The following is a 15,143-nucleotide window of genomic DNA, read 5'->3' on the forward strand; positions in this document are numbered from 1 at the left end:
TCTGCTGCTGTGCTGCGGTGATGCTCGGGTGATGCTGTGCCGGTCGGTGCGACCCGGCCGTCGAGACCGGGTCGCACCGCTCGTGCGAGACCGTCAGGTCACTCGTTGACGGCGATGCCCTGCTGCTTGAGCTCGGACTCGGTCGCCTCGCGGGCGCCCGTGAGCGCGGTCGCGACGGTCGCGCCGCCCTCCTTGGCGTAGGCCTGCTTCATGCCCGTGGCGAGCGTGCCGACCAGGGTCGAGACGCCGGGGCCCCAGGCCCAGTCCTCGTTGACCTGACCCGAGGCGGTCTTGAAGACGTCGGCGACGACCTGTCCGCCGAAGTAGTCGTCACCCGAGGTGAGGAGCTCGGACTCGAGGCCCGCGACCGAGGCCGGGTAGACGCCGCCGCCCTCGATGAGCGAGTCGACCGAGCCCGGGTCGGTGCTGAGCCAGTTGGCCACGGTCCAGGCGGCCTCGGGGTCGTCGCAGCCCTTGAGGACCGCGGAGAGGCTGCCGCCCACGTTGCCGGTCTTGGCGTCGCCGGCCTCCCACTGCGGGAGCTCGGCCACGGCCCAGTCGCCGGCCGAGGCCGCCGCGGAGTCCTTGAGGATGCCGGAGAACCAGGCCGCGCCCACGATCGTGGCGATCGAGCCGTCACCGAGGCCCGCGGACCACTCGTCGCTCCAGATGCCCGCACCGATCAGGTCGGCGTCGATCAGGCCCTGCCAGTAGCTCGCGACCTCAAGGTTCTCGGGCGAGTCGGGCGTGATGGACCAGGCGCCGTCCTTGATCTCGTACCAGGGGGCGCCGGCCTGCCAGGCGAAGCCCGAGTAGTCGTAGTCCTCGTAGGTGCCCGTGAGCTTGACGCCCGCGGCCTTGAGCTGCTCGCCCGCGGCCTGGTACTCGTCCCACGTGGTCGGCACGGCCACGCCGTTCGCCTCGAAGACGGTCTTGTTGTAGAAGAGGACCATGGGGCCCTGGTCCTGCGGGGCGCCGTAGATCTTGTCGCCCACGGAGACGCCGGCCCAGCCCGCGGGGGCGTAGAGGTCCTTGTCGGCCGAGGCGAACTCGGTGACGTCCACGACGTTGCCCTCGGCGACGAAGCTGGGGAGGGTCTCGAAGCCCACCTGGGCGAGGCACGGGGCGTTGCCCGCGGTGATCGAGTTGCGGATCTTGTCGTAGCCGCCCTTGTTGCCGGGCTCGATCTGCGTGTACTTGATCTGGATGTCGTCGTGCGCGGCGTTGAACGCCTTCGCGGCCTCGTCGTACCCGGCGGCCCAGGTCCAGACCTCAACCTCCTTGACCTTGCCGTCGCCCTCGGCCGATCCGCTGCCGGACGTCGAGTCGGACGAGCAGGCGGTCAGGCCGCCCACCGTGAGGGTGAGGATCGACGCGACCCCGGCTGCCTTGATGATCGATGACTTCATGACTCTCCTTCTGACCACACTGTGCTGAGGATGGAGCGGCGACGGCGCCGCGGTCTGCGTGGGGCACACTCTGACACACCGTTGATATGGATCACAACCCTTGCAACATCTGGATGCTCGGTCTGCGTGAATCCGTCACTTTTCGCTGCATGTTCTGACTGTTATGGTCAACACAGGTAACAGTTGGGTGACGGCGACGTGGGCCAGGCAGGCCTGCGGTGTTGACGTCCACTACGCTGCGGAGCACATCCGTGGCCACGCACACCGAGGTGCCCGACGCTCCGCGAGCGGCCCTCACGCCCGAAGGAGAGCACGTGGAACCACCGTCACGGTCCGAGCGGTCGGAGCCGGCGCAGAGCACCACCACGGTCGCTCCCCCGCGAGGCCGCGGCCCCGCCATGGCCGACGTCGCCCGCGTCGCAGGCGTGTCCGCGCAGACCGTCTCGCGCGTCCTGTCGGGGCACCCCAACGTCAACGAGACCACCCGCAACCGGGTGCGTGCCGCCGTCGAGCAGACCGGCTACCGCCGCAACAGCCTCGCTCGCGCGCTCGTGACCGGGCGCAGCAAGACCATCGGGGTCATCACGCACGAGACCGACTTCTACTCGGGCAGCGCCATGATGCTCGGCATGCAGCGCGCGGCCCGCGACGGCGGCTACTTCGTCAGCACCGCGAGCACCGCGTCGCTCTCGCCCGCGTCGATCGCGCAGGCCGTCGAGCGGCTCCTCGACCAGGGCGTCGACGGCCTGGTCATCGCCGTGCCCGTGCGCGACGACGAGTCGCTCGGCGACCTCATCCACGGGACCCCGACGGTCGTCGTGGACGGCATGCAGTCGTCGGCGACCGAGGTCGTCGCGGTCGACCAGGTCGCGGCCGGGCGCGCGGCGACCGAGCACCTCGTGGAGCTGGGCCACGAGACCGTGTGGCACCTCGCGGGCCCCGCGTCGTGGAACGACGCCAACGGACGCACGGCCGGGTGGCGGGCCGCGCTCGAGGACGCGGGGTGCACCGAGCCCCCCGTCCTCTACGGCGACTGGAGCCCCGAGTCGGGGTACCGCAACGGCCTGGTCCTGGGCCGCCTGCCCGAGGTCACGGCGGTGTTCGTCGCGAGCGACGAGATGGCGTTCGGGCTGATCCGCGGACTGACCGAGATGGGTCGGCGCGTGCCCGAGGACGTGTCGGTCGTGGGCATGGACGACATCGCGCTCGCCGCGTACTGCGCTCCCCCGCTCACCACGGTCCGCCAGCCGTTCCACCTGACCGGTCGCCTCGCGGTCGAGCACGTGATCGCGCTCATCGCGGACCCGACGACGGTGCACGAGCCCGAGGTCGTGCTGCCAGAGCTCGCGGTGCGCCTCAGCACGGCGCCGCCGCGCTGAGCCATGGGCGGGACGAGGCCTTGGTGATCGAACGAATGGTCAAGTACGCCCTCTGGATGTCGGCTGCGTCGGCGACGACAGGCTCAGATTCAACGCGTGAGGCGCACGCGACTACTGGGCGTGCTCTCCCTTCAGTTCCCCGTCGCCACACTCGTCGTCTTCGTCATCTTCATCGTCATCATCGCTGTCGTCACCGTCCGAACCGTTGGCCGGGGACACAGCTGCGTCAATCTGCGCCAGCCACGCGTTGAGCTCCGCAACTGCTTCGTCGAGCGTAAGGTCCATCTGCGCATCGGCCGCGGCGCGCGCGTAGTCGGTCGGCCAGTGCGGGTGAGCGACCACGACGCACGGCCACGCACGCACAGCGCGACTCAGGGCCTGGGCATCGCGTGCACGCGCGACGAAGATGTCGACGACGGCTGCGCGCACGACGGCGGGGTCCTGGCCGATCTCGGCGAGGTCGCGAAGCAGCAGCAGGTCGACGACGTCGCGTGCCCTGTCATTGACCGCAGTCGGCGGGTCGTGGGGGTCAGTGCAGGCGTGGATCTTCTGCGCGACCTGGTAGCGCATCGCAATGCCCACCATCGCGGTAGGGTCCGGAAGCCCGAGGCCTGCCAATGTAGGCGGCGTGAACGGTTCAGGCTCAGCGCCAGCACTACCTTCGTCAGGCGCGATCTCAACCTGGATCCTGCGCCACGTCTTCCCCCGGAGCTCGACGACGACGTCGAAGCGGCGCGGCTTGACGACGCGGGCAGGAGCTTGGATGACCTCGACGGCGTCCCGTCGCAGCGTCAGCGGGCCCCAGGGTTCGGCGAACTCGTCATCGAGCTTGGCAAGGAAGTCATCGATATCACCGCGGATGAGCCCGTCCACGTCCTTGGTCGCGCGCGTGGGCGCGCTGGGAAGCCGATGCTGCAGCAGAGTACCGCCCTTGAGCAGGAAGAGCGGCTGGCCGGTTGTGTCCAGGGCTCGCTGTAGCGCCGCGATGACAACTGTGGATGCAACGAGCCAGGCCAGGCGGCCGCCGCGGTCTCCCAGGCGCTTCTCGGCCTGCAGGAGCCAAGAGTTGAGCACTGTGACCGACGCGGGTTCCTTGTTCTTGGCAGGCAGTTCGGCAAGACCTTGGGGCAGATCAGCGCTCTGCTGTGTCACGGTTCGCCAGTCTCCTTCGCAGATCAGCGCTCTCGCCTGGGGTGACGCGCCCTGTCTCGCGGGCCGCCGTCAGGGCCTGGCGTAGAAGGTAGGTCGGGGTGCCCGTGTCGATGCACTGGGCGATCGCTGTCGCGGCTGTCACCGTCGGGATCTGTTCGAACCATCCGATCTGGCGGGTATCGAGGTCTTGGTAGTGGACCTCGATCCCGTCGGCGCCGGCACGCCGGATTCGGCAACGCCTGGGCACGGTGACGTGGATCCTGTCGGGGTTGACATCGCTGAGCCCGTAGAGATCGAGGGCGGTCTCGTGAGACAACGCGGCTTCGTCGACACCAGTCCACAGCACTGCCAGATGCAGGTCGTCGTACTCGCTCACCGGGACGACGGTCACACGGTAGACGCCATGAGCGACCTTCTCCAGGTAGCCGCGCGCGACGAGCTGCTTGAGCGCGTGCGGGCTGTGCCCTTCGCGCAGCGCGTCGACGCGGCGGACGAACCCGTGGCTGTCGAAAGCCCCCTCGAGCAGGCGGTCGCGAGCGTGCGGCATGTCAAAAGGGTACCGCCAGTGGCACCCTTTTGACATCGTGTGGCGACGAGGCATCGCCAACGGGGGCTTGGCCGAGGAATGTGACACAGGTCACCTGTCTCAAACGAGCCCGCTCTGCCGAAGGTCCACCCTCCGACCCCGGACGCGCCGGAGGCGGCCCGTCGCGTGAGCGCCCCCCTGCAGCGCTCACACCACGGGCCGCCTCCGACCCTCGCGCTCGTCACGACCCCCATCGACGACCGAGCACTCACATGACTCAGAGGAGGGGCCTCCTCCTTTGATACAGAACGTCGACGTGACCCGCATCACATTCTGACATCGGGTGTCACCATCCGCAGCGGAGCGGCCCGTGCCGAGCGCCACGAGGCACCCTGCACGGGCCGTCCGGTCGGCCGCGCTCAGCCCAGCAGCGCCTGTCCCAGGAACTCGCCCTCGGCGCAGCCCGGAGGCACCGCGAAGACCGCGGAACCGATCGGCGTCGTCCACTCGTTGAGCAGGTCCACCTCGTCGAGCCGCCGCTGGACCGGCACGAACTGCCGGTCGACGTCCGCCTGGAACGTCACGAACACCAGGCCCGAGCTGCTGAGCGCGCCAGGGTCCGTCGCGACGTCGGGTGCGTCGTCGTAGCTGTACGCACGCCGCAGGAACCGCTCGGCCGGGTCGCTGGTCCGCGCCCTCCGCACGTGCGCCGCCGGCCCGATCACGGTCAACCCGTGCGGACCGACCGCCTCGAGGTCCGGCTCGTCGTGCTCCTTCTCGCCCGTGAGCGGCGCGCCGTCGGCGAGGCGACGCCCCATGACGGCCTCGCGCGTGGAACGGTCGACCTCGTCCCACGTGTCGAGCTCCATGCGGATGCGCCGCACGACCATCGACGTGCCGCCCGCGAGCCACCCGTCCGTGCCGTCCGACCACACGAGCGGGGCGTCCGCGACGGGGTCCAGGTTCCGGGTCCCGTCGATCTGCCCCATGAGGTTGCGCATGGTCCGGCCCGCGGGCTCGCTCCCGACCGACCGCCGGAAGCCCTTCTGCAGCCACCGCACCGACGCGAAGTCCCGCGCCTCGCGGAGCAGCATCCGGACCGCGTGCGAGACCGTGACCTCGTCGTCGGCGCAGACCTGGAGCACCAGGTCACCGTCGTTCCAGCGGTCCTCGAGCCGGTCCACGGCGAACGCCGGCAGCGGACCCAGCCAGGCGGGACGCCGGTCGTCGAGGCCCGCGGCCGTGAAGACCGCGGGCCCGTAGCCCACCGTGACCGTGAGGCGCGCGGGCACCTCGGCGAGCTCGGGCTCGGTGTCGGTCAGGCCCGGGCGCCCCTCGGTGAGACGCACGACGTCGTCGGTCCAGATCCGCATGAGCCGCACGAGCGCGTCCCGGTCGGTGCCGGGGGCGAGGTTCAGCGCGACGAGCGTCAGGTACGCCTGGGGAGGCGTCTCGACGCCCGCCTGGCGCGGGCCGTGGAAGGGCACGCGCAGGTCACCGTGCAGCGCGAGGGCTCCTGCGGTGCCCGACGACGCCGCTCCCGTCGCGGGGGCCGTGGCCCTCCCGGCCCACGCACCTCCCGCACCGGCGACCGCGACCGCACCCGCGGCGGCCCCGCCGACCAGGAACGCCCGGCGCGAGACCCTGGCCCGCCGGGTGGGGTCGGCGGGCGGCATCGGTTCCTGATCGGGGGCGGAACCGAGGCCCGTACGGGACGCGCGGTCAGCCATCGTGGCTCATGTCGTGACCCTCGTGACCCTCGTCGTAGTCCTCCTTGGCCCCCGCGAACGTGCGGGCCGGAGCCGTGACGACGAGCGTCGAGCCGTCGCTCAGCTCGAGCGTGACGTCGTACTCGGCCCCGGGCTCGACCGGTGACGAGAGCTCCATGAGCATGAGGTGGTCGCCGCCCGGCTCGAACGCGCGCTCGCCGCCCGCGGGGATCGTCAGACCGCCCTGCTTCTCGCGCATGACCATGGCGCCCGAGTCGTCGGTCGCCATCTCGTGGATCTGGACCGGGGACAGGTCGGACGTCGCGCCGACGACCGTGACGTCCTGGTCGCCGTCGTTGTGCAGGACGGCGAAGGCCGCCGTCATCCCCGAGTCGGCCGCCTTGATCCAGGGGTCGGTCGCGGTCAGGTGGTCGGCTGCCGTGCCCGTCGACGCGCTGCCGGACGAGGCGCTCGGCGCGGGCGCACCGGACGAGGTGTCGGCCGAGGTCGTCGAGCATCCCGCGACCGCGAGCAGCGCGAGCGTCGTGACGGCCGCGCCGAGCAGGGCCGTACGCCGCGGGCGGGCGGAAGCGGAGCGGGACGAGGGGTGGGTGGTGGTGCGTGCAGTCATGGTGGTTCCTTCGAGAGGCCCGGCGTCGTGGCGCGCGAGGGCGGCCCGCGGCGCGGGTCGTGCGCGGTCCGGGGCAGGACGGGACGCACGACCGACGGGTCGCGGGAACGCCCGGGCGACGAGTCGCCGGGAAGTGGGTGGAGGGTCTGTCAGTCCTGCTGGCGGCGGCGCACGATCAGCACCGCGACGACGACGGCCGCGGCCGCGAGCACCCCGATGCCGATCAGCAGCGGGGCGATCGAGCGGCCCTCGTCGTCGGTCTCCTCGGGCACTGCCGACGTGGTCGCCTCGGTCGTCGTGTCCTCGGTGGCCGACGGCGTCACGGCCGAGGGCTCCTCGCTCGCCGTGGTCGGGGCAGGCTCGGGAGCCGCCGCGACCGCGAACGAGAACGTGCCCTCGATGGGGTGGCCGTCCGACGAGACGACGCGCCACGCGACCGTGTACGTGTCACCGGTCAGCTCGGCGGGCCACGGGAACGTCGCGGAGGTCCCCTCGATCGTGGGGCTGCCCTGCGCGACGACGGTCCCCGCGGAGTCGGTCACGACGACCTGGGGCTCGACCGCGAGCGGCTCGGTGCTGAACGTCATGGTCAGTGCCGCGGGGGCCGTGGCGAGCTGCGCGCCGTCGGCCGGGTCGGAGCTGATGATGCGGTCGTGCGCCTGGGCCGGGACGGCACCGCCGACGCTGAGCAGCAGGGTCGCTGCGAGCGTCGCGAGGGCGGCGAGGACCGCCACCAGGAGACGGGCCGGGCCGGCGAGGGGTGCGGGGCGTGCGAGGGCGACCGCTCGCCCTCGGCGTGCGGTGGGCGTGGACGGGTGGGACTGGTCGGTCTGCAAAGGCATGGAAGAGGCTCTCGATGAGGCGCGGCACGAGCTCGCGCAAGGGGTACCCAGGGGGCGGCCGGCCTCGTCGATGGTCCGCGCGCGAGCGCGGACGGGGTCAGGAAGGAACGGCGACGGGCCGGGCGAGCAGCGGTGGCCCGCGCGTCGTCGGGATCCGCAGGTGGACCGTCGTCGCGCGGGACGGCGCCACGACCGGGGTCGGGAGCCGGTGCGCGACGGGCAGCGCCGGCAGCATGTCCGTGAGCGCCGTCCGCGGGGCGAGCCACGCCAGCAGCAGGCCGAGCGCCCGCTCGCCGTGGGCGACGACCAGGGCCACGACCAAGGTCGCGAGCACGTGCGCCAGGACCATCCACGCTCCCGCGGGCGTCTCGTGCGGGAGGTGCGCGACGCCGTCGGGCAGGAGGGTCGCGCCCGCGGCGCACGCCGACACCTGAGCCGCTGCCCCGTGCCCCGCGTGCCCCGCCGCGGCGCCCGCCGCCGGGGCGCACGTGACGCCCGCGCCGAACCCCAGGCCGTAGTGCAGCGCGACCTGGCCCGTGCCGAGGACCGCGACCAGTCGAGCGAACGTGAGGCGGAAGCGGGCCGCGAACGTCGCGCCGGCCATCGTGAACGCGGCCAGGGCCGCGAGGATCAGCGGGTCCGGGAGCGTGCCACCGCCGACGCGGTGCGCGAGCGCCGCGAGGGCGAGCACCAGGGTCGCGACGAGACCGGCGCGCGCGACGCGCAACGGACCGGCGACCTGGGTGAGCACGGGGACCACCCTAGCGGGACATGACGCGGCGTCTGATCCTGCTTCCGGTGGGCGCACGGCCCGTCCCCGAGTACTGGGCCCGCCGGGTCGGGGAGAGGATAGAGCGCATGACCACACGCAACAGCATCGCCATCACGAACGGCTACGTCGTCCCCGTCGCCTCCGCACCCCTGGAGAACGCGACCGTCCTCGTCGAGGACGGCGTCATCACGGCCGTCGGCCAGGACGTCGTCGTGCCCGACGGCGTCCGCACGCTCGACGCCGGGGGCCGCTGGGTCCTGCCCGGGTTCGTCGAGTCGCACGGCCACATGGGCGTCATGGAGGAGGCCGAGGGCTGGGCCGGCAACGACACCAACGAGATGACCGACCCCAACGGCGCCGCGCTGCGCGCCCTGGACGCCATCAACATCGAGGACGAGGGCTTCCGTGACGCGCTCGTGGGCGGCGTGACGTCGGCCGTCATCAAGCCCGGCTCGGGCAACCCGATCGGCGGCCAGACCGTCGCGATCAAGACCTGGGGCGGGCGGACCGTCGACGAGCAGGTCATCCGCGAGGCCGTGTCGGTGAAGTCGGCGCTGGGCGAGAACCCCAAGCGCGTCTACGGCGACCAGAAGAAGCTCCCCTCGACGCGCCTCGGCGTGGCGAACGTCATCCGCAAGGCGTTCGTCGACGCCCAGAACTACGTCGCCAAGCGCGATGCGGCGCAGGCCAAGGGCGAGCCGTTCGAGCGCGACCTCGCCAAGGAGACCCTGGGCCGCGTGCTCGCGGGCGAGCTCTACTGGGACCAGCACACGCACCGCGCCGACGACATCGCGACCGCGCTGCGCCTCGCGGACGAGTTCGGCTACAAGCTCGTCATCAACCACGGGACCGACGGCGCCGCGGTCGCCGACGTCCTCGCCGAGCACGACGTCCCCGTCATCTTCGGCCCGCTGTTCACGTCGCGCTCCAAGATCGAGCTGCGCAACCGCAACATCGCGAGCCTCGGGGCGCTCGCCCGCGCGGGCGTGCGCGTCGCGATCACGACCGACCACCCCGTGGTGCCCATCAACTTCCTGGTGCACCAGGCGTCGCTCGCCGTGAAGGAGGGGCTCGACCCCGAGGTCGCGATCCAGGCCCTCACGACCAACCCGGCCGCGTTCCTGGGGCTCGACGACCGCATCGGCTCCCTGCGCCCCGGGCTCGACGGCGACGTCGTGATCTGGTCCGGCGACCCGCTCGACGTGACGTCGCGCGCCGAGAACGTGTTCGTGACCGGCACCGAGGTCTACACGTGGGACCGTGCGGCGGCCGGTGGTCGCGGAGCGGGCCGGGTCGTGGAGCGCGGGGAGCGCTTCGCGGACTGACCCATGGGGTGGGCCGGCCGCTCCCAGCCCGTCCGTCGGTGACGAGGTAGAACGTGCTGCGCGAGGTAGAACCCGCCGAGCACTACGTCGCTCAGCGCGTTCTACCTCGCGTCCCGCGTCGACCTGACCTCTCCGGTCACGCGCACCTCAGTGGTGGAACCCCTTGCTCACGGCCTCGACCGGCATGGGTGACTCGAGCGCGTCGAGGAACGCGATCTCCGTCCGGATGTCGCCGAGCAGGCTGGCCGCCAGGTCGCGGCTCAGCCCGTTGCGCACCACGATGCGCTGGACCGTCAGCTCCTCGAGGTCCACGGGCATAGGGTACGACGGCAGGAGCCACCCCTTGGTCCGCAGCCGCTCGGACAGGTGGTAGAGCGTCCACTTGTCGGTGTAGCCCTTCTTGAGGCTCCAGGCGAAGACCGGGATGTCGCTCCCGTCGTTCCACAGGTCGAACTGCGGCATCTTCGCGATCTCGCCCGAGAGGTAGAGCGCGACGTCCTGCGAGGCCTTCTGCACCTTGTAGTAGCCGTCGTAGCCGAGGCGGAGGAACAGGTAGTACTGGAGCAGGACCTGCGAGCCGGGCCGGGAGAAGTTGAGCGCGAACGTCGGCATGTCACCGCCCAGGTAGCTCACCGAGAAGACGAGGTCCTCGGGCAGCGCAGCCTTGTCCCGCCAGACGACCCACCCGAGCCCGGGGTACACGAGCCCGTACTTGTGGGCCGAGGTGTTGATCGACACCACGCGCTCGACCCGGAAGTCCCACACCAGGTCCGGCTGGAGGAACGGCGCGATCATGGCTCCTGACGCGCCGTCGACGTGGATGGGGACGTCGAGCCCGGTCGCGGCCTGGATCTCGTCGAGCACGGCCGAGATCTTCTCGACCGGCTCGTAGGCCCCGGTGTACGTGACCCCGAGGATCGCGACGACCCCGATCGTGTTCTCGTCCACGTACTTCTCGAGCTCGAACCCGTCGAGCACCTTGTGCTCGAGCGAGATGGGGACGTAGCGGGCCTCGACGTCCCAGTAGTTGCAGAACTTCTCCCAGCAGACCTGGACCGCGCTCGACAGCACGAGGTTGGGCTTCTCGGTCGACTTCCCCGCGGCGCGGCGCGCGTGCTGCCAGCGCCGCTTGAGCGCGAGCCCGCCCAGCATGGCGGCCTCGGAGGACCCGATGGTCGAGGTCCCGATCGTGCTCGCCGGGTCCGGCGCGTTCCACAGGTCGCCGAGGATCTTCCAGCACCGGGTCTCGATCGCGGCCGTGGCCGGGTACTCGTCCTTGTCGATCATGTTCTTGTCGGCGGTCTCGGCGTTGAGCCTCTGCGCGTAGGGGTCCATCCAGGTGCCGACGAACGTCGCGAGGTTGAGGCGGGCGTTGCCGTCGAGCATCGCCTCGTCGTGGACGATCTGGTAGGCCGTCTCGGGGAAGGACTCCCCCGGCGGCAGGACGTTGCGAGGCAGCTCGGTCGCCTCTCCCGGTCGGGAGAACAGCGGGTTCATGGCGACGACGTCGCGCTCCTCGGACTCTGCACCACGGTTCGATCCGGACATGTTCGTCCCTTTGGCAGGAGGGAGGGCGGGTCGGTCGATCCGCCCGACCTTCCCACGGTAGGTCCGTGCCAGGAGGACCGCCCGGCGAGGCGTCCGGGTCGTTCGGGACAGGGCCGACAGGACCGACTTTCCGCCCTTTCCGCGTCTCGGCCGCGCTTAGACGACAGGCGTTGCCAAAATGGTTGCCCGGGCGTACTGTCGAAGTGTCAGCACGTTTCGCGGGCCCGTCCCGCACCCACCGAGGAGGCGACATGGACCCCCGCATCGAACGCACGACCGCAGCACTGCGGACCGCGGTCCTCGAGCTCGCCACCGAGCACGACATCGACGACGTCACCGTGTCCCAGGTCGCCGCGCGCGCCGGGATCAACCGCGCGACCTTCTACGACCACGCGAGCAGCCCGGCCGATCTCCTCACGGGCATCCTGCGCACCGAGCTCGATGCGATCCGCGACGAGCTCTTCGCGGCTGTCGGCGTGATGCCCGACGGCGGAGCCGCCCAGGAGGGCGGGCCCGGCCCGGGTGCACCCCGAGCCGGCACGGAGACGAGCACCGCCACCGCCACGCCCCCCGATCCCCGCCGGGTCGTCGACTCCATCACCCGCTCGGTCGCCGGGCACGTCGACGCGCACGCCGACATCTACGAGCGTGCTCGCGACGGCGGGCTCAGCGCGCCCCTGTTCCGGCTGCTCGCCGAGCACTTCACCGAGACGCTGCGAGCCTTCCTCGTGAGCCACCCGCACCTCATGCCGGTCTCCCACGACGCCGGGCCCACGGACGTCGAGCAGGCCGCCCACGCGTACGCGTGCTACGTCGGGCTCGGCTCGGTCGGGGCCCTCGAGTCGTGGCTCGCCACCCCCGTGCCGCGCGACCCGGAGTTCTTCCCCCGGATCGCCCGCACCTCGCTCGCCTCCTGGTGGACCGCGCCGAACTGACCCGGCGCCCCACCCGCGCAGGCGGGCTTCACCGCACACCGCACGCTCCGCCGTCGGGCACCCCACGAGGGCTCCCCCGACCCCGGGCACACCCGAAAGGAGGCCCCACCATGGGCCGCGTGTTCAACAAGGTCGCCATCGTCACCGGAGGAACCGGAGGCATGGGCGTCACCCACGCCAAGGCGCTCGTCGCCGAGGGCGCCAAGGTCGTCGTCGCCGACCTCGACGACGCCAAGGGCGAGGCGCTCGCCACCGAGCTCGGCGAGAACGCCGCGTACATCCACCTCGACGTGACCAAGGAGGAGGACTGGGACGCCGCCGTCGCGTTCACGCTCGAGACGTTCGGCCGCATCGACGTGCTCGTCAACAACGCCGGGATCGCGAACGCGGCGCCCATCACCGAGTTCACGCCCGACATGTGGCGCAAGATCATCGACATCAACCTCACGGGCACGTTCCTCGGCATCCACGCCGTCGCCCCGGTCATGGCCAAGGCCGGGCGCGGGTCGATCATCAACATCTCGTCGGTCGAGGGCATGCGCGGCAGCGCGGGCCTGCACGGCTACGTCGCGTCGAAGTTCGGCGTCCGCGGGCTCACCAAGTCCGTGGCCCTGGACCTCGGCCCCTCGGGCGTGCGCGTCAACTCGGTCCACCCGGGATTCATCAAGACGCCCATGACCGAGAAGATCAGCCACGACCTCCTGCCCATCCCCCTGGGCCGTCCCGCCGAGCCCGAGGAGGTCTCGCAGCTCGTCCTGTTCCTCGCGAGCGACGAGTCGAGCTACTCGACGGGCTCCGAGTTCATCATCGACGGCGGGCTCATCGCGGGGGTCCCGCACAAGTAGGCCCTCGCACCGGCCGGTCCGGTGGACCCGGGCGGGCGAGGCGGACACCTCGCCCGCCCGGGTCTACCTCCTCTCGCGTCCGGACCTGCCGGCGGCCGACGCGCACGCGATGCACAGCCGCGCGGTCGGGCGGGCCTCGAGCCGCGCCTCGCCCACGGGCCCGCCGCACGCCTCGCACGTGCCGTACGTGCTTGCGTCGAGCCGGGCGAGGGCGGCGTCGACCTCGGCGACCTGCTGCTCGGCGAGCCGTTGGAGCGCGCCGACCTGGGCTCGCTCGAACGCGATGGTCGCGCCGTCCGGGTCGTGCTCGTCGTCGGCGTTGGAGTCCTTGGACGCCTCGACGATCCCGGCCACCTCGCCGCGCAGGGCCTCGGTACGGGCCGTGCCCTCGTCGCGCAGCGCCAGCAACCGCGCCCGCACGACGGCGTCACGCGCCTCGGGTGCGCCCGTCACCGTGGCCCCGGGGTGTCCGCGCCCAGGAGCGCTCTCCGTGCGGCGTCACGGAGAGGAGGACCGTCGAGCGCACGTGCGACGACGTGCCCGAGGGCGGCACCGGTGTCCATCCCTCGATTGCACCACGGGTCGGCCGGGCACGGGTCCTGCTCCGCGAGCCCGACGGCGAAGCACGCGCGGTCGACCGTCACCGCCGCCAGAACAGGTGGTGCACCACCCCGCTCGGGCTCGGGACGACGTCGAGGTGGAACCGGTCGAGAAGCTCGTCGGGCGACTCCCAGAGGCGGACCCCCGAGCCGAGCTCGACGGGCGAGACTGCGATGTGCAGGGTGTCGACGAGGTCCGCGTCGAGGAACTGGCGGATCGTCGTGGCCCCACCGCCCACGCGGACGTCCTTGCCGTCGGCCGCCTCCTTGGCCTGCTCCAGGACCGAGGCGGGGTCGCCCTCGACGAAGTGGAACGTGGTGTCCGACAGCGTGATCGACGGGCGCGCGTGGTGGGTCAGGACGAAGACCGGGGTACGGAACGGCGGCTCGTCGCCCCACCAGCCCTGCCACTCGTGGTCCTGCCACGGGCCGCGCTGCGGACCGAACTTGTTGCGGCCCATGATCTCGGCCCCGATGTTGCGCGCGTAGTCGCGCGTCAGGTAGTCGTCCAGCCCGCGGCTGCCCCCGGGCTCGGTGCGCATGGGCCAGCTCGCCGTGGCCCCGGCCCAGGAGAAGAGCCGTTCGGGGTCGACGTGCCCGAACGGCCGCTCGAGCGTCTGGTCCTCGCCCGCGCCGATCCCGTCGCGCGAGACGTTGAAGTTCTGCACTCTCACCAGCTGGGCCACGTGGTCCTCCTGCGTCGTGGACGAAGTCGTCGGGTGGGGAGACCGCCACGGGAGGCGAAACTCATCGCTGCCGACCTCGGGCGCTCGCCCGGGCGACTCCCCCGGGACTCTGTGGGTCCCCCGTGCAAGGATCGGAGCGTGCCCGTCGTCGAGTCGTCCGTGATCGTCCCCGTGGACCCTGCCACCGCTTTCGCGGTCTCGCAGACCACGGGCGACGTCCGCCTGCGCTGGGACCCGTTCATCCACTCCCAGCGGTTCCTCGACGACGCGACGGCCCCCGCCAAGGGGGTCCGCACCCTCACCCGGCACCGCGCGGGCCTGCGGATGGTCAGCGAGTACGTCTCGTACAACCCGCCGACCAACGTCGGGATGAAGATGGTCGAGGGCCCGTGGTTCTTCGCGAGCATGGCGGGCGGCTGGCGTTTCTCACCCGCCCCTGGCCGTGACGTCGGACACCCCGAGCACGCCGCGACGAGAGCCGTGTGGCGGTACAGCTTCACGTGCCGCCCCGCGTGGCTCGCTCCCCTGGCCGAGCACATCGGGTCGCGGCTCCTGAGCCGCGACATCCAGCGGCGGATCAACGGTTTCGCGCGCGGCTGCGTAGATCCCGTGGTCCTCGCAGCGGTCCGCGAGCAGGCCCCACCGGCGGCCCCCCAGCCCGGGCTCGCGACGCCCGACCGCACCTGACCAGCAGCGCGACCCACCGTCGTCGGGCATGACAGGACTCCGTCCGGGATGGAAGAGTGGCAAACCGGTTTCGCGCGAACCGCACATCTTCCTCCCCG

The 15,143-nt window shown here is 71.7% G+C and carries 15 protein-coding genes; 5 read left to right on the plus strand and 10 right to left on the minus strand.

Features of this window, described 5'->3' with window-relative positions:
- Window positions 1–98 precede the first annotated feature (98 nt).
- Window positions 99–1,409 carry an ABC transporter substrate-binding protein gene (locus tag OERS_RS05535; RefSeq protein ID WP_068625039.1) on the minus strand — a complete coding sequence of 437 codons (1,311 nt, stop codon included), beginning with the start codon at window positions 1,407–1,409 and terminating at the stop codon, window positions 99–101.
- Between the two features lie 314 nt (window positions 1,410–1,723).
- Between OERS_RS05535 and OERS_RS05540 the strand changes: the two genes are divergently transcribed.
- On the plus strand, window positions 1,724–2,788 hold the full coding sequence (locus tag OERS_RS05540) for a LacI family DNA-binding transcriptional regulator (protein WP_248948385.1): 1,065 nt from the start codon (window positions 1,724–1,726) through the stop codon (window positions 2,786–2,788).
- A gap of 111 nt (window positions 2,789–2,899) precedes the next feature.
- Here the strand turns inward: OERS_RS05540 and OERS_RS05545 are convergent, their stop codons facing one another.
- From OERS_RS05545 to OERS_RS05570, 6 genes are all read right to left on the minus strand, one after another.
- Complete coding sequence (locus OERS_RS05545; protein WP_211268438.1) at window positions 2,900–3,940, minus strand: nucleotidyl transferase AbiEii/AbiGii toxin family protein; 1,041 nt, start codon at window positions 3,938–3,940, stop codon at window positions 2,900–2,902.
- The gene (locus OERS_RS05550) at window positions 3,921–4,487 is read right to left on the minus strand and encodes a type IV toxin-antitoxin system AbiEi family antitoxin domain-containing protein (protein WP_139107711.1); all 567 of its coding nucleotides are present in this window, start codon (window positions 4,485–4,487) and stop codon (window positions 3,921–3,923) included. Before OERS_RS05550 ends, OERS_RS05545 begins: the two co-directional genes overlap by 20 nt.
- A gap of 398 nt (window positions 4,488–4,885) precedes the next feature.
- The gene (locus OERS_RS05555) at window positions 4,886–6,142 is read right to left on the minus strand and encodes a Dyp-type peroxidase (protein ID WP_068625042.1); all 1,257 of its coding nucleotides are present in this window, start codon (window positions 6,140–6,142) and stop codon (window positions 4,886–4,888) included.
- Window positions 6,143–6,188: 46 nt separating this feature from the next.
- Window positions 6,189–6,806: a copper chaperone PCu(A)C gene (locus OERS_RS05560; RefSeq protein WP_068625043.1), complete on the minus strand. Its 618-nt coding sequence runs from the start codon at window positions 6,804–6,806 to the stop codon at window positions 6,189–6,191.
- A 149-nt stretch (window positions 6,807–6,955) separates the two neighbouring features.
- Complete coding sequence (locus tag OERS_RS05565) at window positions 6,956–7,648, minus strand: copper resistance CopC family protein (RefSeq protein WP_083201250.1); 693 nt, start codon at window positions 7,646–7,648, stop codon at window positions 6,956–6,958.
- A gap of 97 nt (window positions 7,649–7,745) precedes the next feature.
- Complete coding sequence (locus tag OERS_RS05570; RefSeq protein WP_068625079.1) at window positions 7,746–8,399, minus strand: hypothetical protein; 654 nt, start codon at window positions 8,397–8,399, stop codon at window positions 7,746–7,748.
- Between the two features lie 107 nt (window positions 8,400–8,506).
- Between OERS_RS05570 and OERS_RS05575 the strand changes: the two genes are divergently transcribed.
- The gene (locus tag OERS_RS05575; RefSeq protein ID WP_068625044.1) at window positions 8,507–9,745 is read left to right on the plus strand and encodes an amidohydrolase; all 1,239 of its coding nucleotides are present in this window, start codon (window positions 8,507–8,509) and stop codon (window positions 9,743–9,745) included.
- Between the two features lie 147 nt (window positions 9,746–9,892).
- Here the strand turns inward: OERS_RS05575 and OERS_RS05580 are convergent, their stop codons facing one another.
- Window positions 9,893–11,293, minus strand: coding sequence for a glutamate decarboxylase (locus OERS_RS05580; protein WP_056644395.1), 1,401 nt, complete (start codon window positions 11,291–11,293; stop codon window positions 9,893–9,895).
- 251 nt (window positions 11,294–11,544) lie between these two features.
- Between OERS_RS05580 and OERS_RS05585 the strand changes: the two genes are divergently transcribed.
- Window positions 11,545–12,228: a TetR/AcrR family transcriptional regulator gene (locus tag OERS_RS05585; protein ID WP_068625045.1), complete on the plus strand. Its 684-nt coding sequence runs from the start codon at window positions 11,545–11,547 to the stop codon at window positions 12,226–12,228.
- A gap of 110 nt (window positions 12,229–12,338) precedes the next feature.
- Window positions 12,339–13,073: a glucose 1-dehydrogenase gene (locus OERS_RS05590; protein WP_056644391.1), complete on the plus strand. Its 735-nt coding sequence runs from the start codon at window positions 12,339–12,341 to the stop codon at window positions 13,071–13,073.
- A 63-nt stretch (window positions 13,074–13,136) separates the two neighbouring features.
- Here OERS_RS05590 and OERS_RS05595 read toward each other — a convergent pair whose 3' ends face one another.
- Both OERS_RS05595 and OERS_RS05605 read right to left on the minus strand, forming a co-directional pair.
- A complete protein-coding gene (locus OERS_RS05595) occupies window positions 13,137–13,526 on the minus strand; it encodes a TraR/DksA family transcriptional regulator (protein ID WP_231907778.1) in 390 nt (129 codons plus the stop codon).
- A gap of 187 nt (window positions 13,527–13,713) precedes the next feature.
- The gene (locus OERS_RS05605; RefSeq protein ID WP_068625047.1) at window positions 13,714–14,358 is read right to left on the minus strand and encodes a dihydrofolate reductase family protein; all 645 of its coding nucleotides are present in this window, start codon (window positions 14,356–14,358) and stop codon (window positions 13,714–13,716) included.
- A gap of 138 nt (window positions 14,359–14,496) precedes the next feature.
- Here OERS_RS05605 and OERS_RS05610 point away from each other — a divergent pair, with 138 nt between their 5' ends.
- A complete protein-coding gene (locus OERS_RS05610) occupies window positions 14,497–15,045 on the plus strand; it encodes a type II toxin-antitoxin system RatA family toxin (protein WP_068625048.1) in 549 nt (182 codons plus the stop codon).
- The last annotated feature ends 98 nt before the right edge of the window (window positions 15,046–15,143 follow it).

This window comes from Oerskovia enterophila (assembly GCF_001692445.1).
Classification (GTDB): Bacteria; Actinomycetota; Actinomycetes; order Actinomycetales; family Cellulomonadaceae; genus Oerskovia; species Oerskovia enterophila.

Bases quoted from the DNA above. Each gene is read 5' to 3' on its own strand.
- OERS_RS05575 (WP_068625044.1), top strand. From the start codon at position 8,507: ATGACCACACGCAACAGCATCGCCATCACGAACGGCTACGTCGTCCCC.
- OERS_RS05535 (WP_068625039.1), bottom strand. From the start codon at position 1,409: ATGAAGTCATCGATCATCAAGGCAGCCGGGGTCGCGTCGATCCTCACC.
- OERS_RS05560 (WP_068625043.1), bottom strand. From the start codon at position 6,806: ATGACTGCACGCACCACCACCCACCCCTCGTCCCGCTCCGCTTCCGCC.
- OERS_RS05580 (WP_056644395.1), bottom strand. From the start codon at position 11,293: ATGTCCGGATCGAACCGTGGTGCAGAGTCCGAGGAGCGCGACGTCGTC.
- OERS_RS05550 (WP_139107711.1), bottom strand. From the start codon at position 4,487: ATGCCGCACGCTCGCGACCGCCTGCTCGAGGGGGCTTTCGACAGCCAC.
- OERS_RS05590 (WP_056644391.1), top strand. From the start codon at position 12,339: ATGGGCCGCGTGTTCAACAAGGTCGCCATCGTCACCGGAGGAACCGGA.
- OERS_RS05555 (WP_068625042.1), bottom strand. From the start codon at position 6,142: ATGCCGCCCGCCGACCCCACCCGGCGGGCCAGGGTCTCGCGCCGGGCG.
- OERS_RS05585 (WP_068625045.1), top strand. From the start codon at position 11,545: ATGGACCCCCGCATCGAACGCACGACCGCAGCACTGCGGACCGCGGTC.
- OERS_RS05565 (WP_083201250.1), bottom strand. From the start codon at position 7,648: ATGCCTTTGCAGACCGACCAGTCCCACCCGTCCACGCCCACCGCACGC.